The organism is Halomonas sp. H10-9-1, assembly GCF_040147005.1.
Taxonomy (GTDB): Bacteria; Pseudomonadota; Gammaproteobacteria; order Pseudomonadales; family Halomonadaceae; genus Halomonas.
Genome location: NZ_JAMSHO010000001.1, coordinates 1909175 through 1931317 on the forward strand (window position 1 = coordinate 1909175; position 22143 = coordinate 1931317).

General features: G+C 66.2%; 22 protein-coding genes. 9 read left to right on the plus strand and 13 right to left on the minus strand.

The genetic code is table 11. The annotated features are described in order from the left end of the window. Window positions 1-22: 22 nt before the first annotated feature. On the minus strand, window positions 23-976 hold the full coding sequence (locus tag NFH66_RS08840) for a YihY/virulence factor BrkB family protein (RefSeq protein WP_349609951.1): 954 nt from the start codon (window positions 974-976) through the stop codon (window positions 23-25). A gap of 152 nt (window positions 977-1128) precedes the next feature. Between NFH66_RS08840 and NFH66_RS08845 the strand changes: the two genes are divergently transcribed. Beyond that, window positions 1129-2220, plus strand: a complete 1092-nt coding sequence (locus tag NFH66_RS08845; protein ID WP_349609953.1) for a bifunctional nicotinamide-nucleotide adenylyltransferase/Nudix hydroxylase — start codon at window positions 1129-1131, stop codon at window positions 2218-2220. Between the two features lies 1 nt (window position 2221). On the opposite strand, the gene NFH66_RS08850 is transcribed toward NFH66_RS08845, so the two are convergent. From NFH66_RS08850 to NFH66_RS08875, 6 genes are all read right to left on the minus strand, one after another. Beyond that, entirely contained in the window at window positions 2222-3139 is a 918-nt protein-coding gene (locus tag NFH66_RS08850) for a LysR substrate-binding domain-containing protein (protein ID WP_349609955.1), read from the minus strand. 65 nt (window positions 3140-3204) lie between these two features. Next, complete coding sequence (gene cls / locus NFH66_RS08855) at window positions 3205-4623, minus strand: cardiolipin synthase (RefSeq protein ID WP_349609957.1); 1419 nt, start codon at window positions 4621-4623, stop codon at window positions 3205-3207. Between the two features lie 94 nt (window positions 4624-4717). Continuing rightward, the gene (locus NFH66_RS08860; protein WP_349609959.1) at window positions 4718-6223 is read right to left on the minus strand and encodes a fumarate hydratase; all 1506 of its coding nucleotides are present in this window, start codon (window positions 6221-6223) and stop codon (window positions 4718-4720) included. Window positions 6224-6419: 196 nt separating this feature from the next. After that, on the minus strand, window positions 6420-8447 hold the full coding sequence (uvrB, locus tag NFH66_RS08865) for an excinuclease ABC subunit UvrB (RefSeq protein ID WP_349609961.1): 2028 nt from the start codon (window positions 8445-8447) through the stop codon (window positions 6420-6422). A gap of 58 nt (window positions 8448-8505) precedes the next feature. Beyond that, a complete protein-coding gene (locus NFH66_RS08870; RefSeq protein WP_349609962.1) occupies window positions 8506-8922 on the minus strand; it encodes an OsmC family protein in 417 nt (138 codons plus the stop codon). A 15-nt stretch (window positions 8923-8937) separates the two neighbouring features. Next, window positions 8938-9135: a hypothetical protein gene (locus NFH66_RS08875; RefSeq protein WP_161432179.1), complete on the minus strand. Its 198-nt coding sequence runs from the start codon at window positions 9133-9135 to the stop codon at window positions 8938-8940. A 142-nt stretch (window positions 9136-9277) separates the two neighbouring features. Here NFH66_RS08875 and ygfZ point away from each other — a divergent pair, with 142 nt between their 5' ends. Next, entirely contained in the window at window positions 9278-10315 is a 1038-nt protein-coding gene (ygfZ, locus tag NFH66_RS08880) for a CAF17-like 4Fe-4S cluster assembly/insertion protein YgfZ (protein ID WP_349609965.1), read from the plus strand. Window positions 10316-10357: 42 nt separating this feature from the next. Here the strand turns inward: ygfZ and NFH66_RS08885 are convergent, their stop codons facing one another. Continuing rightward, window positions 10358-11116, minus strand: a complete 759-nt coding sequence (locus NFH66_RS08885; RefSeq protein ID WP_349609967.1) for a TatD family hydrolase — start codon at window positions 11114-11116, stop codon at window positions 10358-10360. A 215-nt stretch (window positions 11117-11331) separates the two neighbouring features. Then, the gene (prfC, locus tag NFH66_RS08890) at window positions 11332-12921 is read right to left on the minus strand and encodes a peptide chain release factor 3 (protein WP_349609968.1); all 1590 of its coding nucleotides are present in this window, start codon (window positions 12919-12921) and stop codon (window positions 11332-11334) included. 169 nt (window positions 12922-13090) lie between these two features. On the opposite strand from prfC, the gene NFH66_RS08895 reads away from it, so the two are divergent. Then, complete coding sequence (locus NFH66_RS08895) at window positions 13091-14365, plus strand: ATP-binding protein (protein ID WP_349609969.1); 1275 nt, start codon at window positions 13091-13093, stop codon at window positions 14363-14365. A gap of 39 nt (window positions 14366-14404) precedes the next feature. Beyond that, window positions 14405-14944 carry a response regulator transcription factor gene (locus tag NFH66_RS08900; protein WP_349609970.1) on the plus strand — a complete coding sequence of 180 codons (540 nt, stop codon included), beginning with the start codon at window positions 14405-14407 and terminating at the stop codon, window positions 14942-14944. A gap of 8 nt (window positions 14945-14952) precedes the next feature. On the opposite strand, the gene NFH66_RS08905 is transcribed toward NFH66_RS08900, so the two are convergent. Together NFH66_RS08905 and hybE are read right to left on the minus strand one after the other, a co-directional pair. Then, on the minus strand, window positions 14953-15720 hold the full coding sequence (locus NFH66_RS08905; RefSeq protein ID WP_349609971.1) for a 3-hydroxybutyrate dehydrogenase: 768 nt from the start codon (window positions 15718-15720) through the stop codon (window positions 14953-14955). 81 nt (window positions 15721-15801) lie between these two features. Next, complete coding sequence (gene hybE, locus NFH66_RS08910) at window positions 15802-16260, minus strand: [NiFe]-hydrogenase assembly chaperone HybE (protein WP_349609972.1); 459 nt, start codon at window positions 16258-16260, stop codon at window positions 15802-15804. Between the two features lie 178 nt (window positions 16261-16438). Here hybE and NFH66_RS08915 point away from each other — a divergent pair, with 178 nt between their 5' ends. Then, window positions 16439-16714 (plus strand): GrxA family glutaredoxin, encoded by a 276-nt coding sequence (locus tag NFH66_RS08915; protein ID WP_349609973.1) that lies wholly within the window; start codon window positions 16439-16441, stop codon window positions 16712-16714. Window positions 16715-16814: 100 nt separating this feature from the next. Beyond that, a complete protein-coding gene (locus tag NFH66_RS08920) occupies window positions 16815-17582 on the plus strand; it encodes a VOC family protein (protein WP_349609974.1) in 768 nt (255 codons plus the stop codon). Between the two features lie 162 nt (window positions 17583-17744). Here the strand turns inward: NFH66_RS08920 and NFH66_RS08925 are convergent, their stop codons facing one another. Beyond that, window positions 17745-18404 carry a CoA transferase subunit B gene (locus tag NFH66_RS08925; RefSeq protein WP_349609975.1) on the minus strand — a complete coding sequence of 220 codons (660 nt, stop codon included), beginning with the start codon at window positions 18402-18404 and terminating at the stop codon, window positions 17745-17747. Between the two features lie 58 nt (window positions 18405-18462). After that, window positions 18463-19164, minus strand: coding sequence for a CoA transferase subunit A (locus NFH66_RS08930; protein WP_349609976.1), 702 nt, complete (start codon window positions 19162-19164; stop codon window positions 18463-18465). 177 nt (window positions 19165-19341) lie between these two features. Between NFH66_RS08930 and NFH66_RS08935 the strand changes: the two genes are divergently transcribed. From NFH66_RS08935 to NFH66_RS08945, 3 genes are all read left to right on the plus strand, one after another. Further along, on the plus strand, window positions 19342-20268 hold the full coding sequence (locus tag NFH66_RS08935; RefSeq protein WP_349609977.1) for a LysR family transcriptional regulator: 927 nt from the start codon (window positions 19342-19344) through the stop codon (window positions 20266-20268). Between the two features lie 101 nt (window positions 20269-20369). Beyond that, window positions 20370-21239, plus strand: coding sequence for a 1-acylglycerol-3-phosphate O-acyltransferase, YihG family (gene yihG / locus NFH66_RS08940; protein WP_349609978.1), 870 nt, complete (start codon window positions 20370-20372; stop codon window positions 21237-21239). Beyond that, window positions 21236-22126, plus strand: coding sequence for a LysM peptidoglycan-binding domain-containing protein (locus NFH66_RS08945; protein ID WP_349609979.1), 891 nt, complete (start codon window positions 21236-21238; stop codon window positions 22124-22126). The genes yihG and NFH66_RS08945 overlap by 4 nt, the downstream gene beginning before the upstream one ends. Window positions 22127-22143 lie beyond the last annotated feature (17 nt).

The following is a 22143-nucleotide window of genomic DNA, read 5'->3' on the forward strand; positions in this document are numbered from 1 at the left end:
GCTGTTCGCGTCGCCGGGTGCCTCAGGGCTCGACGGTGTCGTGTCGATCGAGCAGCTCATGGCGCACCAGTACCGCGGAGTTGCGCGGCACCACCGTCTTCCCCCGGGCCAGCAGGTGGCACTTGGTGAAGGCGGCCCCGAACAGCAGAATCAGCGAGCTGTAGTAGACCCACAGCAGGATCATCACCACCGAGCCGGCCGCGCCGTAGGTCGACGCGGTGGCGGTATGCGACAGATACAGGGCGATGCCCGAGCGCCCCATCGCGAACAGCAGTGCGGTGACCACGGCCCCCACCACCACGTCTCGCCAGCTCAGCACTACATCCGGCAGCACCTTGAAGATGGTGGCGAAGAGCGCGGCGATGACCACCAGCGAAACGAGGAACTCCGCCCCTGTGGTCAGTAACCCCACATAGGGCAGCAAGTTGTCGGCGGCCTGCAGGGTGGCGCGCAGCATCACGCCCAGGACCAGCGAGACCAGCAGGATGAAGCCGATGGAGAGCACCACGGTCAGCGAGAGCAGGCGGTTCTTGATGAACACCAGGGCACTGTTGGCGCTGGGTCGCGCGGTGACCCCCCAGATGGTGTTGAGCGAGAATTGCATCTGGGCAAATACCGTGGTGGCACCCACCACGAGTGCCCCGACACCCAGCAGAGTGGGCAGCAGCCCCGACTCCTCGATGCGCGACTGGGCGACGGCGGCCTCGATGGCGGCGGCGGCGTCCTGGCCCATGGTGCCCTGCAGTTGGGCGACGATCTGGCCGTGGGCGGCCTCCTCCCCCAACACCAGGCCGATCACGGTGACTGCGATGATCACCGTCGGCGCCAGGGAGAAGAGCGTGTAGAAGGCCAGCGAGCCGGCGTAGCTGAAGGCGTTGCGTTCCAGCCATAGGCGGATGGCGCCATGCACCACCCGCCACCAGAACAGCATGCCGGCCTTGAGCCGGGCGAGCGTCAGCTTCCTCAGATCGAACATCGAACCCCCTCTTCCCTGTATCCTGTCGAAGAATCGTTTTGCCACAGCATACCCAAAGCCCGCCCCGGGCGTCTTGCCGACGCCTGCGGGCGCATTGCAGGTCACTGTGTGCGCAAACATAATGCAATGGTCACTTCACAGCAGGCCCCCCAATGAGCCCTTGCACGGACGCCACTTCCGAGAGCCCCGATTTCGACTGCCTGGTCTTCATCGGCCGCTTCCAGCCGCCCCACCTGGGCCACCTCGCAGTGATCCACCAGGCCCTGAAGCGTGCCCGGAAGGTGATCGTGATGGTGGGGTCGGCCTGGCAGGCGCGCTCCCTGCGCAACCCCTGGCGCTTCGAGGAGCGCCACGCCATGCTGCGCAGCGCCTTCGATGCCGAGGAGAACGAGCGTCTTGCGGTGGTGCCGCTGCTCGATGCGCTCTACAACAACGACGTCTGGGTGCGCGACGTGCAGCGCAAGGTGCGGGATATCGCCAGCCCCCTCGGGGCAAGATTGCCGCGCATCGGCCTGATCGGTGCCAGCCGTGGCCAGTCCAGCTACTACCTGTCGCTGTTTCCGCAGTGGGAGTCGGTGAGCGTGCCTCTGGTGGAGGGCATCTCCGCCAGTCAGATCCGTGAACGCCTGTTCCGCTCCATGGTTTCGGCCGGCGACTACCTGAGCACCGGCGCGCCCCATGACCTGCCACCCGGTGTCGTCGAGACCCTGCGCGACTTCTGCGTCGGTGATGGCTACCGCCAGTTGATCGAGGAGCAGGTACTGCTCGACCAGTACCGCAGCGCCTGGGCCCAGGCGCCCTACCCGCCCATCTTCGTCACGGTCAATGCGGTGGTGGTGCAGTCCGGGCATGTGCTGCTGGTGCGACGCACCGCCGCTCCGGGCAAGGGGCTCTACGCCCTGCCGGGGGGCTTCATCAACCCCCACGAACGCCTGCTCGATGCCTGCCTGCGGGAGCTGCGTGAGCGAGTGCGGCTGAAGGTGCCGGAGCCGGTGCTGAAGGGGTCGCTGCGTGGCCAGCGTCTCTTCGACGAGCCGCATCGCAGCTGGCGAGGACGCACCCTCGCCGAAGCCTTTTATTTCGCGCTGCGCCCCGAGCAGCAACTGCCGCGGCTGAAGCCGGTCCAGGGCGGTGACCACGCGCGCTGGGTGGCGCTGGCCGACCTCGACCCGGAGAGTCTCTTCGAGGACCACTTCTTTATCATCCAGGACTTCCTGGGGCTGCCCGCCGACTTCGGCGGTTAGCTCAAGCCTGGAGGAAATCGCGCGGCAGCTTCTGCATCTGCTTCCAGAGCTTCTCGACGCCGGGCTTGTGGACCAGCGAGCAGCGATAGAGACGGATCTCCAGGGGGATATCCCACTTCTCGTCACCGGCGCGCACCAAGCGTCGATTCTTGAGCTCCTCGCGGATGCAGAAGTCGGGGATCCAGGCCATGCCGATGCCCTGCATCACCATGCCCTTGAGCCCCTCGGCCATGGCCGTCTCGTAGACGGTACGCAGGCGCAGGCGCAGTGGGTCGTTCTTGAGCAGCATGCGCACGCTGCGCCCCAGGAAGGCGCCCTGGGTGTAGGCGAGATAGGGAATCGACTCCTCCCCCCGCAGGGGGAAGCGCGGCTCACCGTCCTCATCCGGCAGGCAGACCGGCAGCATCTTCACCTGGCCGATGGAGAAGGAGGGGAAGACCTCGGAGTCGAGTTGCATGGTGGCGTGGGAGTCGTGATAGGCGAGCATCAGGTCGCAGTTGCCCTCGCGCAGCACGTGGATCGCCTCGCCCACGTTCATGGCCACCAGGCGAGTGGGCAGTTCGCCGACCCCCTGCTGCAGGCGCGAGATCCAGGGCGGGAAGAAGCTCAGCGCCAGGGAGTGGGCGGCGACGATATCCAGCGCCTCGTTGGCCATGGCCAGGCCACGCAGATGCCCCAGGCTCTCGTTGAGCTGCTCGACCAGGTTGCGCGCGGTGACCAGGAAGAGCTGCCCTTCCGGAGTCAGCCCGACTGGGGTGGTGGAGCGGTCCACCAGGGTGGCGCCCACCGTCTGCTCCAGGGAGCGGATGCGGCGACTGAAGGCGGGCTGGGTCACATGACGTTGACGCGCCGAGGCGGAAAAGCTGCGTGTGTTGGCCAGGGCAACGAAGTCCTCCAGCCACTTGGTCTCGAGGTTCACCGCGACTCCCGATCCGAGGTGGGCGTAATGGCCGGCCACGCCGGTCATCGCAAGCGTTTAATATATCACTGAATCGGAGCCAGCAGGTAGGCGGCCCGGGAGACCAGCTTGCGCCACAGCGGCCGCGAGGTGATCTCCTCGATAGCGATCTGGCGGCAGTCGCTGAAGTCCTTCTCAAGCATCAGGCGCACCTCGGCAGCAAACTGGCGGTCCGGCAGGAAGGCGGTGATCTCGAAGTTGAGCCGGAAGGAGCGGTTGTCGAGGTTGACCGTGCCGACGCTGGCCGCGGCGTCATCGATCAGCATCACCTTCTGGTGCAGGAACCCGGGCTGGTAGCGATAGACCTTGACGCCAGCACGCAGCATATCGGGCAGGAAGGAGAAGGCCGACAGGAACACCAGCAGGTGGTCGGGGTGTTCGGGCATCATGATGCGTACGTCGACGCCACGCATGGCCGCCAGGCGCAGGGCATCCTGTACCCCCTGGTCGGGAACGAAATAGGGGCTGGTGACCCAGAAGCGTGCCCGGGCGCTGTGAATGGCGTGCTGGACCAGCAGGCTGGCGGTGTCCTGTGAGTCGGCCGGCCCCGAGGGGACGATCACCACGTTGTGGCACTCCTCGCAGGTCACCGTGGGCTGCCAGGCCAGATGGATCAGCTCACCGGTGGCCCAGTGCCAGTCCTCCCAGAAGGCCTCCTGAAGCCCCAGCACGCTGGGTCCGGTCAGCTTGAGGTGGGTATCGCGCCAGGGACCGTGGCGGGGGTGCTCGCCAAGGTACTCCACCCCCACGTTGAAGCCGCCCACCCAGCCCTCCTTGCCGTCGATGACCACCACCTTGCGGTGGTTGCGAAAGTTCAGCTGGAAGCGGTGGCGGAAGCCGCGCGAGGAGCGAAAGGCGCTGACCTCGACGCCCTCCTCGGCAAGGTCGCGCAGGTAGCCCTCGTTGAGCTTGTGGCTGCCGATCTCGTCGTAGAGGAAGTAGACCCGCACCCCGCGCTCGGCGGCGCGCTGCAGGCGCCGCTTGAGCTCGACCCCCAGGGCATCGTTGCGCACGATGAAGAACTGCACCAGGGCATACTCCTTGGCGCGGTCGATGCCGGCGAAGAGGCTGTCGAAGGTGGCCTGGCCATCGATCAGCAACTCGGCACGATTGCCGCTGGTCAACGGCATCTGGGCCAACTGCTCCACGGCGCGGATATCGGGGTCCTGGGCATCGGCGAGGAAGGGCTCGACCTGGGAGCGGTAGCGGGCCAGCACGCGCCGCAGCACGTTGTCGCGTTCGCCGCGGGCCGACACATAGCCGTAGAAACGCGGGCGACCGAACACCCAGTAGGCGGGCACCGCCACATAGGGCAGCGTGATCAGCGAGAGGATCCAGGCGATGGCGCCCTGGGACGTGCGGCTCGACATCAAGGCCAGCACGGCCGAGACGAAGCCCAGCAGATGCACCATGAAGATGGCCAGGGCGATGAGCCAGGAGGTCATGTGTATCCCTCGCAGAAACAGTGCCTTGCAGCATACCCAAACGACCGCGGCCCCGCCAGGTGGCGGGGCCGCGGTAATGCCTGCAGCGCCGGGATCACGCGCGCTCGGCGATGATCTCCTTCCACTTGGCGGGCCCGGTCTGGTGCACCGAGGTACCCTGGCTGTCCACGGCCACGGTGACCGGCATGTCCTCCACCTCGAACTCGTAGATGGCCTCCATGCCCAGATCCTCGAAGCCCACCACGCGGGACTTCTTGATCGCCTGGGCGACCAGATAGGCGGAACCCCCTACCGCCATCAGGTAGACCGCGCGATTGTCGCGAATCGCCTCGATCGCCGCCGGTCCGCGCTCGGCCTTGCCGACCATGCCCAGCAGGCCGGTCTCCTCGAGCATGGTACGGGTGAACTTGTCCATGCGGGTGGCGGTGGTCGGGCCGGCCGGGCCGACCACCTCGTCACCCACCGGGTCCACCGGGCCCACGTAGTAGATGAAGCGGCCCTTGAGATCCACCGGCAGCGGCTCACCCTTGGCGATCATGTCCACCATGCGCTTGTGGGCGGCATCGCGGCCGGTGAGCAGCTTGCCGTTGAGCAGCAGGGTGTCGCCGGGCTGCCAGGTCTGCACTTCTTCGGGAGTCACGCTGTCGAGGTCGACACGCTTGACGTTGTCGCCCGCCGCGCGGGTGATCTCCGGCCAGTCCTCCAGCTTCGGTGCCGGCAGTGCCGCGGGACCGGAGCCGTTCAGGGTGAAGTGGGCGTGGCGGGTGGCGGCACAGTTGGGGATGATCGCCACCGGCTTGTTGGCCGCATGGGTCGGGTAGTCCTTGACCTTGATATCGAGCACCGTGGTCAGGCCGCCGAGGCCCTGGGCGCCGATGCCGCTCTTGTTGACCTTATCGAACAGCTCCAGGCGCAGCTCCTCGGCGCGGTTGGAAGCGCCCCGCGCCTGCAGCTCCTGGATATCGATGGGGTCGAGCAGTGCCTCCTTGGCGATCTCCATTGCCTTCTCGGCGGTGCCACCGATGCCGATACCCAGCATACCGGGCGGGCACCAGCCGGCGCCCATCTTCGGCAGCTGCTCCATTACCCAGTCGACCACGCTGTCGGAGGGGTTGAGCATGGCGAACTTGGACTTCGCCTCGCTACCGCCGCCCTTGGCGGCCACGTGGACCTCGACGGTATCGCCAGGGACGATCTTGTGGTGAATGATCGCCGGCGTGTTGTCGCCAGTATTCTTGCGGGCGCCGTCAGGATCGGCCAGCACCGAGGCACGCAGCACGTTGTCGGGCAGTTGGTAGGCGCGACGCACCCCCTCGTTGACCATGTCATCCAGGCTCATCTCGGCATCCCAGCGCACATTCATGCCGACGTGCAGGAAGACCGTGACGATGCCGGTATCCTGGCAGATCGGGCGATGGCCCATGGCGCACATGCGTGAGTTGATCAGGATCTGGGCGATGGCATCCTTGGCCGCCGGGTTCTCCTCGCGCTCATAGGCCTGGGCCATGGCGTCGATGAAGTCCTTGGGGTGGTAGTAGGAGATGTACTGCAGGGCATCGGCGACGCTCTGGATCAGATCGTCCTGGCGAATCACGGTCATCAGCAAGGGGCTCCTTGGCGTTGTCGGCTTGCCCGCTCGAATGCCGGCCTGCTGGCCGGTGAGGCGGACTCAAACAGCGCGCATTATAGCCTACTCATCCCGTTGCCGACATGGCGAGGCTCGGGCGTGCCTGGGTGAGAAGCGAAAGAAAGATAACGGTATAAAGCTGGGTAAAAGACTCCCTGCCCTGCCACCACTACACCGCTCCTAGCACCAACTGGCGCTCCTTGAGCTCATGCAAACGATCGCGGAGCCGGGCGGCCTCCTCGAACTCCAGGTTCTGGGCCGCCTCGAACATGGCGTCCTCGACCCGGGTGAGTTCGCGGACCAGCTCCTGGGGCGAGAGATCGGCGGGATCGTAGGCGCCGGCCGGCTCGGCAACCTTGCGCTCGCCGCGACGCCCCTTGCCCCTCTTCCCCGGTGTCTGGGCCGCCTCGAGGATATCCGCCACCGAGCGGGTCACCGTGGTCGGGGTAATGCCGTGCTCCTCGTTGAATGCGATCTGCTTGGCGCGCCGGCGTTCCGTCTCGTCCATCGCGCGACGCATGGAGTCGGTGACCCGGTCCGCGTAGAGGATCGCCTTGCCATGGGCGTTGCGCGCGGCACGCCCCATGGTCTGGATCAGCGAGCGCTCGTTGCGCAGGAAGCCCTCCTTGTCGGCGTCGAGGATCGCCACCAGCGATACCTCGGGGATATCCAGGCCTTCGCGCAGCAGGTTGATGCCGACCAGCACATCGAACTTGCCCAGGCGCAGGTCGCGGATGATCTCGACCCGCTCAACGGTATCGATATCGGAGTGCAGGTAGCGCACCCTCACGCCGTGCTCGTCCAGGTACTCGGTGAGGTCCTCGGCCATGCGCTTGGTCAGGGTGGTCACCAACACGCGCTCGCCGGCCCCCGCCCGCAGATGGATCTCGGAGAGCAGGTCATCAACCTGGGTAGTGGCCGGACGCACCTCCAGTTCCGGGTCGAGCAGGCCGGTGGGGCGCACCACCTGCTCGACCACCCGGCCGGCGTGCTCGGCCTCGTAGGGACCGGGGGTGGCGGAGACGAAGATCGTCTGGGGGCAGATCGCCTCCCACTCCGCGAACTTCATCGGGCGGTTGTCCAGCGCCGAGGGCAGCCGAAAGCCATACTCGACGAGGGTCTCCTTGCGCGAGCGGTCGCCCTTGTACATGCCGCCCACCTGGGGAACGCTGACATGGCTCTCGTCGATGAACAGCAGCGAGTCGTCGGGCAGGTAGTCGAAGAAGGTGGGCGGCGGCTCCCCGGGGTTGCGTCCCGAGAGGTAGCGGGAGTAGTTCTCGATGCCGTTGCAGTAGCCGAGCTCCAGCATCATCTCGATGTCATAGAGGGTGCGCTGCTCCAGCCGCTGGGCCTCGACCAGCCGCTCGTGCTTCCTGAGCCACGCGAGACGCTCGACGAGCTCCGCCTTGATCTCGTCGATCGCCCCCAGGATCGTCTCCCGGGGCGTCACGTAGTGCGACTTGGGATAGATGGTCATGCGCGGCACCTCACCTCGCACCTCGCCGGTAAGCGGATCGAACAGCCGGATCGAATCGATCTCGTCGTCGAACAGCTCGACGCGCACCGCCTCGTCCTCGGCATCGGCCGGGAAGATATCGATAACGTCACCGCGCACCCGGTAGGTACCGCGCTTGAAGTCCATGTCGTTGCGGGTGTACTGCAGCTCCGCCAGCCGGCGCAGCAGCTTGCGCTGGTCGATGAGCTCGCCCCGCGTGAAGTGCAGTCGCATCTTCAGGTACTGGTCGGGGTCGCCCAGGCCGTAGATAGCGGAGACCGAGACCACGATCAGGGCGTCGCGACGCTCGAGCAGCGCCTTGGTAGCGGAGAGGCGCATCTGCTCGATATGGTCGTTGATGGACGCGTCCTTCTCGATGAAGGTGTCCGACGAGGGCACATAGGCCTCGGGCTGGTAGTAGTCGTAGTAGGAGACGAAGTACTCCACCGCGTTGTCGGGGAAGAACGCCTTGAACTCGCCGTAGAGCTGGGCCGCCAGGGTCTTGTTGGGCGCCATGACGATGGTCGGGCGCTGCAGGCGCTCGACCACGTTGGCCATGGTGAAGGTCTTGCCGGAGCCCGTCACCCCGAGCAGGGTCTGGTGGGCCAGCCCCGCCTTCAGCCCCCCCACCAGGCCTTCGATGGCCGATGGCTGATCACCGGCGGGCTGGAACTTCGAGGCGAGGCGAAAGGGCTTGCTCATGGAGTCTCCGGTTTGGTGTGGCGGCTGACGCAGCGGCCGCGCGAAGTCAGTCCCCGGATCAGGCCGGGATCACGGCGCGGGTGCTTACCTCCACCGTGGAGGCGGTCATCAGCCGGTGGATAGGACACTTGTCGCTGATCTCCTCGAGGCGGGCGACCTGCTCCGGGTCGCTGATCCCGTGAAAGGTCATCTCGACGTCCAGCCGATAGGTGCCCCGGCGCTCCTGGCTATCGTCGCGGTGCACCTTGACGCTGATGCCCTCCAGGGGCCACTGCTTGCGCCGCGCATACATCATCGAAGTGATCGCCTTGCAGGCCCCCAGCGACAGGTCGAAGTAGTCGTGGGGGTCGGGGGCCGTCCCCTCTCCACCGTAGGCTACCGGCACATCCACGAACAGGTCCTCAAAACCGTCGAGCTCGACCCGCTGACGGAAGATATGGTTGCGTACGCTCTGGATCTCAATGCTCTTCTTCACACGGATACTCCCTGCTCACCTGACTTGGATCGGTAGCCTCAGGGCCTCGATCGCCTTGATCATCGCCTCCCGCCGGGCGCGACCCTCCACCTCGGCGCCGTGGCGCCCCACCTCGGCGCTATCGACGCCATCGAGCATCATCAACGCGGTGGTGATGCGATTGACCTGATCGGCGTCGGTGACACCCTCGAAACTCAGCGACTGGTGGGCCATGACGTGACTCCTGGCTTGCCTGGCATGGATGAACCCGGGAGTCTAGCATGGGCCACCCGGGCCGGCAGCGGTTGCAATGTCGCGGCGGCGCCCGCATGTCTTTGGATATCCCGACCCTTTCCCTGACACGACGAGGCTTCCCATGCAGGACTGGATCACCGAGCTGGGCGCACGCACGCTCGCCGACGACCACATCACCTTCGACACACAGGATGCCGCACGTCAGGCCCTGGATGCCACGGTGGTGACACCGCTCCTGCAGTTCGGTGTGCTGGATGTGGTGGGCGCCGATGCCGAGAAGTTCCTGCAGGGCCAGGCGAGCGCCCAGCTCAACCTGGTCGATGGCGCCATCGCACCGCTGACCGTCTTCTGCACCCCCAAGGGGCGGATGCTGGCCAACGCCCAACTGCTGCGCGTGGTCGAGGGCCACTACCGGCTGATCCTGCACCGCGACCTGGTCGACTCCCTGGCCGAGCACCTGAAGAAGTTCGCCCCCTTCTACAAGGTCGAGCTGAAGCCCCGCAGCGACCTGGCCCTGATCGGCCTGATCGGCCAGGCGGCCAGGGCCCTGGCGGAAGTGCGTCTGGGTATCGCCCCCCCGGCGATCTGGCACCAGGCCGGCGATGCCGACACTCAGCTGCTGGCCCACCCGGGGCCACGCCCGCGCCTGCTGGCCATCCTCCCCATAGCGCGGGCGATGGCTGTCTGGCAGACCCTGACCGAGCAGGCCACGCCGGTGGGCAACGCAGTCTGGAGCCTGCACGATATCCAGGCGGGCCTCGGCTGGCTCACCTCGCATCACCGCGACGCCCTGCTGCCGCAGATGATCAACTGGGAGGCGCTGGGTGGCATCAGCTTCAAGAAGGGCTGCTACACCGGTCAGGAAGTGGTCGCACGCGCCCACTTCCGCGGCCAGGTAAAGCGCCGCCTGATGCGCGGCCTGCTCGATGGCAGCGTGTTGCCGGAAATTGGCTCCCCGGTACAGGACGCTCAGGACAAGACGGTGGGCGAGGTGATCGCCGCCGAGCTCGACGCCTACGACCAGGTCGAGGTGCTGGTGGTAATGAGCACGAAGGAGGATATCGGTGCGTTGAACGTGGCGGGGCAGGCGCTCAAGCTGCTGAAGCTGCCCTACCCCGTCGAGCGCCTCGACCCGGAGCACCTGGCCGCCGGCACCTGAGGGAGTCGACCCTCACAGGCAAACCCCTCACAGGCGAACCTCTCATAGACGAAAGAGCCGGCGGGCGTTGGCGGTGCTGTTCGCCGCCACCGCCTCCGGCTCCTGTCCCCGCAACTGGGCGACGACGCGGCACACCTCGGCTACCCGGGCGGGCTCGTTGCGCTCTCCCCGGTGGCCGGCCAGCGGCATGTCGGGGCTGTCCGTCTCCAGCACATAGCCGTCATCCGGCAGGCTGGCCGCTGCGCGCTGCAGTCGCTTGGCACGCTCATGGGTGAGCGCCCCGCCGAGACCGACCACGAAGCCGAGGTCGAGGAACTTGCTGGCCTGTTCCGGGGAGCCGGCAAAGGCGTGGATCAGCCCACCGGCAGGCAGGTCGAGCTGGCGCAGCCGCTTGGCGACCTGATCGTTGGCGCGCACGCAGTGGATCACCACCGGCAGCGCACGCGCCTTGGCAAGGCGTAGTTGAGCATCGAACAGCCGCCACTGGGCGTCCAGGGGCGCGTCGAGGCGGGCATCGATGCCGCACTCGCCGATCGCCACCGCCTCCGGATGATCGTCCAGCGCCTGCGCCAGCGCCTCGCTATCCCCCTCGGCGTGCTCCTGCATGAAGTACGGGTGAAGCCCCAGGCAGACGCTGACGTCATCGCGTGCCCCTAGCGCCAGCACGCCGGGCCAGCCCTTGCGCGTCGTGCCCGGCACCACGAAATGGCCGACGCCCGCTGCCCTGGCCCGCGCGATCACCGCGTCGCGGTCGGCATCGAAGTCGGGGAAGTCCAGATGGCAGTGAGAGTCGATAAGCATGAGCGTAAGCTACAAGGAGCAAGGAGCAAGGAGCAAGGAGCAAGGGAACATCACCCTTGCCGAGTGCCTGCAGCGAAGGGCGCCGGGGGCGGGTCGAAGAGGAGGTCATTTGCCATGGATGGCAAATGTAGCGCCCAGGGACGGGTTTACAGCGCCTCCTCGAAGAGCCGCCGCCGGATCAGCCCTGAGCGATCCGGCGACGTTCCGCCACGCTATCAGTGCTCCCGGGTCGGCTGGAAGCGGATCTCCGGCCAGCGCTCCTGGGTCATCTGCAGGTTCACGCGCGTGGGGGCGATGTAGGTCAGGTAGCCACCCCCATCGATGGCCAGGTTGGTGCTCGCCTTGCGCTTGAACTCCTCCAGCTTCCTGGCATCCTCGCAGTAGACCCAGCGGGCGGTGTTGACGTTCACCCCCTCGTAGATACAGTCGACCTTGTACTCCTCCTTGAGGCGGTGGGCGACCACGTCAAACTGCAGGGTACCCACGGCACCGAGGATCAGGTCGTTGTTGTCCAGCGGCATGAAGACCTGGGTGGCCCCCTCCTCGGAGAGCTGCTGCAGGCCCTTCTGGAGCGCCTTCATCTTCAGCGGGTCCTTGAGGCGCACGCGCTTGAACAGCTCCGGGGCGAAGTGCGGGATGCCGGTGAAGCGCATCTCCTCGCCCTGGGTGAAGGTGTCGCCGAGCTGGATGGTGCCGTGGTTGTGCAGGCCGATGATGTCCCCGGGCCAGGCCTCCTCTACCTGGGCGCGGTCCGCCGCCATGAAGGTCAGGGCGTCGGCGATCTTGACGTCCTTGCCGATACGCACATGGCGCATCTTCATGTTCTTTTCGTACTTGCCCGAGCAGACGCGCAGGAACGCGATGCGGTCGCGGTGATTGGGATCCATGTTGGCCTGGATCTTGAACACGAAGCCGGTAAAGCGACCATCCTCGGCCTCCACGGCCCGCGTGTCGGTCTCACGAGGTTGCGGCGGCGGCGCATATTCCACGAAGCCGTCGAGCATTTCGCGTACCCCGAAGTTGCCCATGGCGGTACCGAAGTAGACCGGGGTCAGCTCGCCACGGCGATACGCCTCGAGATCGAAAGCGTGGGAGGCCCCGCGCACCAGCTCGACCTCCATGCGCAACTCCTCGGCCTGGTCCTCGCCGAGCACCGCGTCCACCTCGGGACTGTCGAGCCCCTCGATACGCCTGTCCTCGGGGATGCGGTGGCCCTGGCCCTGGGTGTACAAGTGAAGGGTGTCGTTGTAGAGGTGGTAGACGCCCTTGAAGTGACGCCCCATGCCGATCGGCCAGGTCATCGGCGCGCACTGGATATTGAGCACCTCCTCGACCTCGTCCATCACCTCGATGGGGTCGCGGATGTCGCGGTCCATCTTGTTGACGAAAGTGAGGATCGGCGTGGTGCGCAGGCGGCACACCTCCATCAGCTTGATGGTGCGCTCCTCGACGCCCTTGGCGCCATCGATCACCATCAGCGCCGAGTCCACCGCGGTCAGGGTGCGGTAGGTGTCCTCGGAGAAGTCCTCGTGACCCGGCGTATCGAGCAGGTTGACGATGCGCCCGCCATAGGGGAACTGCATCACCGAGGTGGTCACCGAGATACCGCGCTCCTGCTCCATCTTCATCCAGTCGGAGGTGGCGTGGCGATCGCTGCGCTTGCTCTTGACGGAACCGGCCATCTGAATGGCATTGCCGAACAGCAGCATCTTCTCGGTGATGGTGGTCTTGCCGGCGTCGGGGTGGGAGATGATCGCGAAAGTGCGTCGAAGCCCTGTCTCATGGGCCTGTTTCTGGTCTGACATGCGTTGGGTTCGCCAATTTTGTACTCAACCTTGTACTCGAGGAGAGCAGCGCGGGGTCGAGAGAGGAGTTTGGCGGCTATTCTACGCCCTCGCCGGACTGAAATGTAGGTCGGACACGCCACCCGACGCCACAGGCGCGCTATCATGTGGCGGTCGAAAAGGAGTCAGCATGCCGACCACCCAGCCACTGCCCCTTTCCACCCCCAATCGCAACCTGGTGCGCCTGACTATCGTGCGCGGCATCACCTGGACCGGTTTCCTCGCCGCCATCATCTTCGGCGTCGAGGTGTTGGGCTTCGAGCTCGAAGTCACCGCGGTGATCGGCGTGGTGCTGGTGATGGCGGTGATCAACCTGGCGACCTGGTGGCGCCTGGGGCGCCACCGCGCGGTCACCGACGGCGAATACCTGCTCCACCTGCTGGCCGATGTTGCCGGCCTGACGCTGCTCTTCTACTTCACCGGCGGTGCCAGCAACCCCTTCATCACCTACTACCTGGTACCGGTGACAATCGCCGCTGCCACCCTGCCCTGGCGCTGCGCCTGGATCATCGCCGCCACCTCCATGCTCGGTTACAGCGCGTTGCTGGCCTTCCATCACCCGGTGCCCCAGCTGACCGGTGGCCACGGGCCGACCGCCAGCCTCAACCTCCACGTGCTGGGCATGTGGCTGAACTTCGCCCTTTCGGCGGGCCTGGTGACCTTCTTCATCTACAAGATGGCCCACGCCCTGCGCAGCAGGGAACAGGCGCTGTCGCGGACTCGCGAGGCCGCCCTGCGCAACGAGCAGGTACTCGCCGTGGCCACCCAGGCCGCGGGCACCGCCCACGAGCTGGGCACCCCGCTCTCCACCATGGCGGTGCTGCTTTCCGAGATGCGCGAGGAGTTCGGGGACAACCCCATGCTGCAGAAGGATATCGAGCTGCTGCGCCGGCAGGTGGATACCTGCAAGTTGCGGCTGCAGCAACTGGTGGAGAGCGCCGACCGCCGTCGCATGGGCGAACCACAGATCACCGATGCCGAGCTGTGGTTGGCTGGGGTGATCCAGCGCTGGCTGGTACTGCGCCCGGATGTCAGTCACCGCTTCGAGGTGGCCGAGCATCGAGGGCGGCCCTGGCTGGCAGTCGACACCACCCTGGAGCAGGCGCTGACCAACCTGCTGAACAATGCCGCCGACGCCAGCCCGGAGGACATCATCATCCGCCTGGACTGGCACGCCGACGAGGTCGTGATCGACATCCGTGATCATGGCCCCGGCGTCGCCCTGGGTATCGCCGACCAGCTCGGCGACACCTTCGTCTCCACCAAGAGCAAGGGGATGGGCATCGGCCTGTTCCTGACCCATGCCACCATCAACCGCTTCGGCGGCGGTGTCAGCCTCTACAACCACCCCCAGGGTGGCACCCTGACCGAGGTGGTGCTGCCTCGCAGCGAAGCCAGCGATTGATCCAGCCCTATCACCACCCACCTATAGAGCGAGCCCCCCATGCAAGAGAGTCCCGAACGCCTGCTGATCATCGACGACGACGAGATGTTCTGCCACGTGCTTGACCGTGCCATGACCCGGCGCGGTTACGAGGTGGTGGTCGCCCGGGACGCCCAGGAGGCTCTCTCCCTGGCCCATCAGCACAGCCCCACCCTGGCCACCCTCGACCTCAAGCTCGAGCATGAGTCTGGGCTCAAGCTGCTGCCGGAGCTGCTGGAGGTGGTGCCGGAGTGCCGGGTGGTGATCCTCACCGGCTACTCCAGCATCGCCACGGCCGTGGAAGCGATCAAGCTGGGGGCGGTCAACTACCTGTGCAAGCCGGCCGATGCCGACGAGGTGCTGGCCGCCTTCGACAAGGATGATGGTGACCCGCAGATCGAGGTGGCCGAACAGCCCCCCTCCATCAACCGCATCGCCTGGGAGCATATTCAGAAGGTGCTACAGGAGCACGACGGCAATATCTCCGCCACCGCTCGCGCCCTGGGCATGCACCGCCGCACCCTGCAACGCAAGCTGCAGAAGCGGCCGGTGCGGCGCTAACCGGCCCCTTACTGAGCCGTCCACCCCAGGTCGATGTTCCAGCTGGCACCGGTGACGGCACCGGCCGCGTCGGAGGCCAGGTAGGCCACCAGCTCGGCCACTTCGCCGGGTTCGATCAGGCGCTTGATGGCGGCATTCTTGAGCATGACCTGCTCGATCACCTCCTGCTCCTGCATGCCGTGCAACTTCGCCTGATCGGCGATCTGGTTGTCGACCAGCGGGGTCTTCACATAGGCGGGGCAGATGGCATTGGCGGTAATCCCCTGGCTCCCCCCTTCCAGCGCCGCGGTCTTGGTCAGGCCGATCATGCCATGCTTGGCACTGATATAGGCCGACTTGCCCGGCGAGGCCACCTGAGCGTGCACCGAGGCGATGTTGACGATGCGCCCCCAGCCATTCTCGCGCATGGAGGGCCAGACCGCCTGGCTCAGCAGGAAGGGAGCGGTCAGCATCAGGTCGATGATCTGGCGCCACTTCGCCTCGGGAAACTCCTCAATGGGCGAGACATGCTGGATGCCGGCATTGTTGACCAGGATATCGACGCGCCCGAAGCGCTTGACCGCATCGGCAACGGCGGCCTTGCAGGCTTCCCCGTCCGTGAGATCGGCCTGAAAGAAACTGGCACCGGCCTCCTCCGCCACTTCACGGCCAGCGGGGTTGAAGTCCACCGCCAGCACCTGGTGGCCGAGGCGACAGAAGTGACGCACCACCGCCTCGCCGATACCACTGCTGGTACCGGTGACGAGGGCGACGCGGGGGGTGACGGGCGCTGACATTGGCGACTCCTTGCTGATGCATGCTGATGTAGATTGTCGAAATACACAGAGCCAACAGCATAAGGGGGTATCGGCGTAGCGTCACCCTTCGCGAGGAGAACCCTCGCCGGGCTCCTGGGCGGGGACCATCACCCGCTCCATCAACTGCTGGGCAAGGCGGCTGGCATCCTGTCGCGTGGCGACATCGGCGAGATCATCCAGCAGCACCAGGCGCCAGCAGCCGAGCGACTCCCCCAGCGCCACGGCCTCCATGGGGTAGCGCCCCGAAGGCAGCGACAGCGTGCAGCGCTCACCGCAGGGGGGCACGGGCTCGGCCTCGTCGGCGGGCAGCATCACCAGCCACAGCGATACCGGTGTGACCAGGGCACCCACCAGTTGCTCGCCGTGCCCGGGCAGGCGACAGCACTGGAAACAGAGCGCATCGGCGGCCAGCCGTGGATTGAAATGGGGCAGCGACTTGGCCTCGCGCAGGTGGCTGGCGGTCCAGGCCTCGCCAAGCCGCCGCAGGCGCTGATACTGCTCCGGAGTCAGGGCATGCATGAGTCTCTCCATGATGTCGGGCGGCGCCAGTATAGGCGCCGCGAGCCGCCGGGCCCAGTAGCCATAGCGGCTGCCAATCGCCCGGCTCGCCAGGGCCTATTGGCCAGGACGCCCGCTATCACGGACAATACGACGCCATCATCATTCCAGCCAGCGCCCCCGGCGCCAAGGAGAGCCCATGTTCGTCACCATCTATGGCCGCCCAGGCTGCCCCTTCTGCGTCTTCGCCAAGGACCTTGCCCAGCGCCTCGAGACCGCCGGGGCCATCGAGGGCTATCGCTATCTCGATATGTATGCCGAGGGGCTGACCAAGGCCGACCTGACCCAGAAGGTCGGCCAGACCGTGCACACCGTGCCCCAGGTGTTCCTGGATGCCACACCCATCGGCGGCTTCTCGGAGTTCGATCAGTACGTGCGTGAACGGGCTCTCCTGGCCGTCGCCCAGCCCCATTGACCCTGCCCCACGTTCGGCAGCGTGGTCCGGGCGTTGAAAGCCCTCCTGCCATCGATGCCTATACTTCCCGCCAGTCACGACGACAAGGGAAGCATGTTCGATGCAGAGGGAAGAGTTCATTCAGCAGCTATGGCTGGATTTTATCCACCAGCATCCGGAGATCGCCGGGCTACGGCTCTGGCCGCTGGATGCCCCGGTGGAATACCTGGCCCTGCTGACCCTCAATCACCGCCAGCATGGCATGGATGCCCTGCTGCCATCGCTTGCGCACTTCGGCTACAGCATCCGGCACTGCCATGCCATGGCCGACCGCGGGCTGCTGGTCAACCTGCTGGCACCGCCAGACGCAGGCCCCTGGCTGGCCGTTGCCGAACTCCAGATGGGCACCCTGGCCAGGCGGCCCAGAGCCCTGCTCGAGGGGCTTGTCGACGAGGCCCCCGAATCCGCCCACCGTGGCGCCATCAGCCTATGCCAGGGGCGGCCCTGGCCGATGCCTGACTGGGAGAGCTACCAGGCCCTGCACCAGGCGCATCCCCTGGCTGCCCTGCTCGCCGTCAACGGGCCGCGGTTGCACCATGCCGGCTATGACTGCCAGCACCTCGAAGCCCCCCTCGAGGAGTTGCACAGGGGAATGGAAGAGGCTGGGCTCGCCGGCACCGACGATCGCCACCACGGCCTCTTCCCCATCTCGCCGCTGGTCGACTATCGTTTCTACCCGACGGGCTCGCGACGGCAGCCCTTCGCCGCGGGAGACGAGCACCGCATCGAGACCGGCGGCATCGCACTGGTACAGAAGTCGGTCAGCGCCCACCAGGAGCGAGTGGTCGAACTGCTGCTGCCCCACCACACCCGCTGCCAACTCTCCTGACCTCTCATCCACAGTATCTGTGGATAACGCTGTGCAACATTGCCGCCCACGCCGCTCACCATGGGCCACCTGGCGCGATGGTCATAAAATCGCCATCTCCGAACGCACACGGCCCGGACGCTTGACGTCCGGGCCGCGGGCAGGAGCGGGAAGTGTCCCGCCTCAGTCGAAGGTCATCTCCGGCACGTGGTCGGGCACCACCAGCTTGCCCGCGGTCAGCGACTTGATCTCCTCCACGGAGACACCCGGGGCGCGCTCCTTGAGGTGGAAGGCACCGTCCTTGATCTCCAGGTAGGCAAGGTCGGTCAGCACCCGGCTGATGCAGCCGGCGCCGGTCAGCGGCAGGCTGCAGGACTCAAGCAGCTTGGACTCGCCATGCTTGGAGGCGTGGGTCATGGTGCAGATGATGTTCTCTGCACCGGCCACCAGATCCATGGCGCCGCCCATGCCCTTGATCAACTTGCCAGGGATCATCCACGAGGCGATGTTGCCGTTCTGGTCGACCTCGAAGGCCCCCAGTACGGTCAGGTCGACGTGGCCGCCCCGGATCATGGCGAAGGATTCCGCCGACGAGAAGATCGCCGCGCCCGGCCGGGCGGTGACGGTCTCCTTGCCGGCGTTGATCATGTCCGGATCGAGCTCTTCCTCGGTGGGGTAGCGCCCCATGCCGAGCAGGCCGTTCTCGGACTGCAGCATCACGTCGATGCCCTCGGGGACATAGTTGGCCACCAGGGTGGGGATGCCAATGCCCAGGTTGACGTAGAAGCCATCTTCCAGTTCACGCGCCACGCGCATTGCCATCTGTTCGCGAGTCAGTGCCATCTTCTTGCCTCTTTATTCGATGAGAAACGGTCGGTGAGAAACGCCAGCAGCGAGGAGATCACGCCTCGCGCACGGTGCGCTTCTCGATGCGCTTCTCGAAGGAGCCCTGGATGATGCGGTCGACGTAGATCCCCGGGGTGTGGATCTGATCGGGCGTCAGCTCGCCCGGCTCGACGATCTCCTCGACCTCGACCACGGTGATCTTGCCGCAGGTCGCCGCCATCGGGTTGAAGTTCTGGGCGGTATCGCGATAGACCACGTTGCCGAAGCGATCGGCCTTCCAGCCCTTGATGATGGCGAAATCGGCGTGGAACGCCTCCTCGAGGATGTAGTGGCGCCCGTTGAACTCGCGCACCTCCTTGCCCTCGCCGATGGGCGTGCCGTAGCCCGTGGCGGTATAGAAGGCGGGGATGCCGGCGCCGCCGGCGCGCATCTTCTCGGCCAGGGTGCCCTGGGGCGTCAGGATCACCTCGATCTCATCGTTGAGCATCTGCTGCTCGAACAGCGCATTCTCGCCCACGTAGGAGGCATAGATGCGTGAGATCTGCTTGTCCTCCAGCAGCACTCCCAGGCCAAAGCCGTCCACGCCGCAGTTATTGGAGATGACGGTGAGATCCCTGACCCCGAGTCGCTTGATCTCGGCGATCAGGTTCTCGGGGATGCCACAGAGACCGAAGCCACCGGCAGCGACCGTCATGCCGTTGTCGATGCCTGCCATCGCCTCTGCATAGGAGTTAACGCGCTTGTCGAATCCGGCCATATCACGCCTCGAGTTGTTGTGGGCTGAAGTACTCAGGAAGAGTAGCGTGTCTGTGAAGACATGTGGTGCATAGTGTTGGCCCTGGCGATATATTTGTTAAGTTTGTTTTTCTTATCGTTTTATTGAAAAGCATTATAAATTGAACCTTGGTCGCATATCCGCTCCGGAGTAGCCAACATGACCGTCAAGCAGCTACGCGCCTTTCTTGCCGTGGCCAGCGCCTTGAGCTTCACTCAGGCCTGCGAGCACCTGCACCTCTCACAGCCAGCGCTGAGCCTGGCCATCAAGGGGCTCGAGGAGAGCCTGGGCGGACGCCTGCTGACGCGCAGCACGCGCAGCGTACGGCTGACGCCCGAAGGCGAGTCCCTGGTCCCGCTGGCCAAGCGACTGCTGGCCGAGTGGGACAACACCGAGGAACTGATGCGCCAGCGCTTCACCCTGCAGATGGGTCGGCTCGGGGTCGCCGCCATGCCCTCCTTCGCCGGCAACCTGCTGCCCCCGGCCCTGATGGCGTTTCGACGGAGCTACCCGCGCATCAATGTCACCGTGCATGACGTCATCAACGAGCAGGTGATCGAGATGGTGCGCAATGGCCAGGTGGAGCTGGGCATCGCCTTCGAGCCCGAGGCCGTGGGCAGCCTCACCTTCACGCCCTTGTTCAACGACCGCTTCGTCGCCGTGGTGCCGCCCCGCTCACTGCTGGCCGGACACGCGACTCTACGCTGGGAGATGCTGCTCACCCACGACTTCATCGCCCTGCAGCGCCCCTCCATGGTACGCCGCCTGCTCGAGCAGCAGTTGGAAGCGGAAGGCCTGGCACTGCCCAGCGCCTTCGAGAGCCATCAGCTGGCCACCGTGGGCCGCATGGTGGCCAGCGGACTGGGGGTCAGCGCGGTGCCCTCGCTGTGCCGCGGCCAGATGGAGGAGCTCGGCGCGCGCTGCCTGACACTGGAGGCCCCCGCCATCCAGCGCGACGTGGGCATCCTCACACATGGCGAGCTCTCCACCGCGGCCCTGGCACTCCGCGAGGTGATCCTCGACACCCTGGGCACGCCCCCGGCGAGTCAAGGGGAGGCGTCAACCGCAGACCCGGCCACAACCTAGTCGCCCGTGCAGCAGACCGCGCATTGGTGGTGCACGCTGGGCAGGCGTCGGGGGATCCTTTAGCATTGCCGACATTCCCCACGCCACCCATGGAGATCGGCATGTCGACCCTCAGGGGCATCGTCAGCCTGCTACTGCTCACCCTGACCACCCTGCTGTGGGGCCTTCCCCTGCTGCTGCTGACGCTGGTCAAGCTGGTCACGCCGGGCCACCGCCTGCGCCTGGCGGTGCTCAGGCTGCTTAACGCCATCGCCCTCAACTGGATCGGATTGAACCTGTGGTGGATGCGGCACTGGCTGAGGCCGCGCCTGGAGATCGAGCTCCCCGAGGGCCTCTCGCGCCAGCACGGCTGGCTGGTGCTCTCCAATCATCGCAGCTGGACCGACATCTTCGTGCTGTTCTTCGCCCTGCATCGGCGCATCCCCATGCCTCGCTTCTTCCTCAAGCGACAGCTGATCTGGATTCCCATCGTGGGCCTGGCCTGGTGGGCACTGGAGTTCCCCTTCATGCGCCGCATGACCGCCGCGCAGCGTGCCCGCCACCCGCACCTGGCCCGGCGCGACCAGCAGGCCACGGAGCGCATGTGCCAACGCGCCCATGAGATGCCCATCGCCATCTTCAATTTTGTGGAGGGCACCCGCTTCACCCCGGCCAAGCTCGCCACCCAGGACTCGCCCTACCGGCATCTGCTGAAGCCACGCGCCGGAGGCGTCGCCCAGGTCCTCAGTCTCCTCGGCGACCAGCTCGCCGGCATCCTCGATGTCACCCTCCATTACGACAATCCACGCCCCACCTTCTGGGGGTACCTGTGCGGGCGCGAGGATCGCATCGTCATGCACACCCGCCTCCTGCCTATCGAGGAGTGGATGCCGGGCGGCAACTACCAGGATAACGCTAGCGACAAGGAACGCTTCCACACATGGATCAATGCGCTTTGGCACCAAAAGGACGAACGGCTCTCGCACTTTTGAGCGTCCTGCTGCTGCTGCTGACCGGCTGCGCCTCACAACAGGCTGAGAGGGCGACGCGGGATGCGGCCGAGGCATCCCGCGTCGGCGGCTGGGTCATCGTGCAGCGTGGCGACACCCTGGGTGAGCTGGCGCGGCGTGGCGGCGTCCCCCTGGAGCGCTTGCAGCGCTTCAACCCCGGCGTCGATGCCAGGCGCCTGGCGGTGGGCCAGCGCCTGCTGATGCCGACCCGGCGTGAACGCGCGCCCTACCGGGGGCCCTACCGCTACCAGGTACGCTCCGGAGACACCTATTCGAGTATCGCCCGTCGCTTTCGCACCGACGCCTCGCGACTCCAGGCCGCCAACCCGGGGGTCGCCCCCACTCGCCTGGCGGTGGGCCAACTGATCAGCGTCCCCCTCTCCTCGGGGAGCGCACGCAGCGCCACGAGCCCGGCGAGCAGCAACGGCACAGGCTCGACAGGCACCGCATCACCCCGCCGCGCCAGCCTGCCGGACCCAAGCAGCCTGCCAAGCTCGGCGCGCCGCTGGCCCTGGCCGCTGGACGATTATCGCATCGTGCGGCCCTACGGCACCGACAGTCGCGGCACCCTGCAACCCATGCTGCTGGCCACCGACGCAGGCGCGCGGGCCAAGGCCGTGGCCGCCGGTGAGGTGCGCTATGCCGGCAGCATGCGCCAGCTCGGCAAGGTAGTGATCGTCCACCACCCCGACAACCTGCAGAGCGTCTATGCCCTGTGCGATCGACTGCTGGTCAAGAATGGCCAGGCGGTGGCGCGTGGCGCGGCGCTCTGCGAGGTGGGTTACAGCAACGCCACCGAGCGCCATGACCTGCTGTTCGACCTGCGCCACGGGGGCAAGCCGGTGAACCCTCGTGGCGTGCTGCGCTGACATGCCCTCTTAACCCG

Excerpts from the sequence above, each read along its gene's own strand:
- NFH66_RS08840 (WP_349609951.1), bottom strand. The coding sequence starts at position 976 with ATGTTCGATCTGAGGAAGCTGACGCTCGCCCGGCTCAAGGCCGGCATG.
- NFH66_RS08845 (WP_349609953.1), top strand. The coding sequence starts at position 1,129 with ATGAGCCCTTGCACGGACGCCACTTCCGAGAGCCCCGATTTCGACTGC.
- cls (WP_349609957.1), bottom strand. The coding sequence starts at position 4,623 with ATGACCTCCTGGCTCATCGCCCTGGCCATCTTCATGGTGCATCTGCTG.
- NFH66_RS08860 (WP_349609959.1), bottom strand. The coding sequence starts at position 6,223 with ATGACCGTGATTCGCCAGGACGATCTGATCCAGAGCGTCGCCGATGCC.
- uvrB (WP_349609961.1), bottom strand. The coding sequence starts at position 8,447 with ATGAGCAAGCCCTTTCGCCTCGCCTCGAAGTTCCAGCCCGCCGGTGAT.
- NFH66_RS08875 (WP_161432179.1), bottom strand. The coding sequence starts at position 9,135 with ATGGCCCACCAGTCGCTGAGTTTCGAGGGTGTCACCGACGCCGATCAG.
- ygfZ (WP_349609965.1), top strand. The coding sequence starts at position 9,278 with ATGCAGGACTGGATCACCGAGCTGGGCGCACGCACGCTCGCCGACGAC.
- NFH66_RS08885 (WP_349609967.1), bottom strand. The coding sequence starts at position 11,116 with ATGCTTATCGACTCTCACTGCCATCTGGACTTCCCCGACTTCGATGCC.
- prfC (WP_349609968.1), bottom strand. The coding sequence starts at position 12,921 with ATGTCAGACCAGAAACAGGCCCATGAGACAGGGCTTCGACGCACTTTC.
- NFH66_RS08895 (WP_349609969.1), top strand. The coding sequence starts at position 13,091 with ATGCCGACCACCCAGCCACTGCCCCTTTCCACCCCCAATCGCAACCTG.
- NFH66_RS08900 (WP_349609970.1), top strand. The coding sequence starts at position 14,405 with ATGCAAGAGAGTCCCGAACGCCTGCTGATCATCGACGACGACGAGATG.
- NFH66_RS08905 (WP_349609971.1), bottom strand. The coding sequence starts at position 15,720 with ATGTCAGCGCCCGTCACCCCCCGCGTCGCCCTCGTCACCGGTACCAGC.
- hybE (WP_349609972.1), bottom strand. The coding sequence starts at position 16,260 with ATGCATGCCCTGACTCCGGAGCAGTATCAGCGCCTGCGGCGGCTTGGC.
- NFH66_RS08915 (WP_349609973.1), top strand. The coding sequence starts at position 16,439 with ATGTTCGTCACCATCTATGGCCGCCCAGGCTGCCCCTTCTGCGTCTTC.
- NFH66_RS08920 (WP_349609974.1), top strand. The coding sequence starts at position 16,815 with ATGCAGAGGGAAGAGTTCATTCAGCAGCTATGGCTGGATTTTATCCAC.
- NFH66_RS08925 (WP_349609975.1), bottom strand. The coding sequence starts at position 18,404 with ATGGCACTGACTCGCGAACAGATGGCAATGCGCGTGGCGCGTGAACTG.
- NFH66_RS08930 (WP_349609976.1), bottom strand. The coding sequence starts at position 19,164 with ATGGCCGGATTCGACAAGCGCGTTAACTCCTATGCAGAGGCGATGGCA.
- NFH66_RS08935 (WP_349609977.1), top strand. The coding sequence starts at position 19,342 with ATGACCGTCAAGCAGCTACGCGCCTTTCTTGCCGTGGCCAGCGCCTTG.
- yihG (WP_349609978.1), top strand. The coding sequence starts at position 20,370 with ATGTCGACCCTCAGGGGCATCGTCAGCCTGCTACTGCTCACCCTGACC.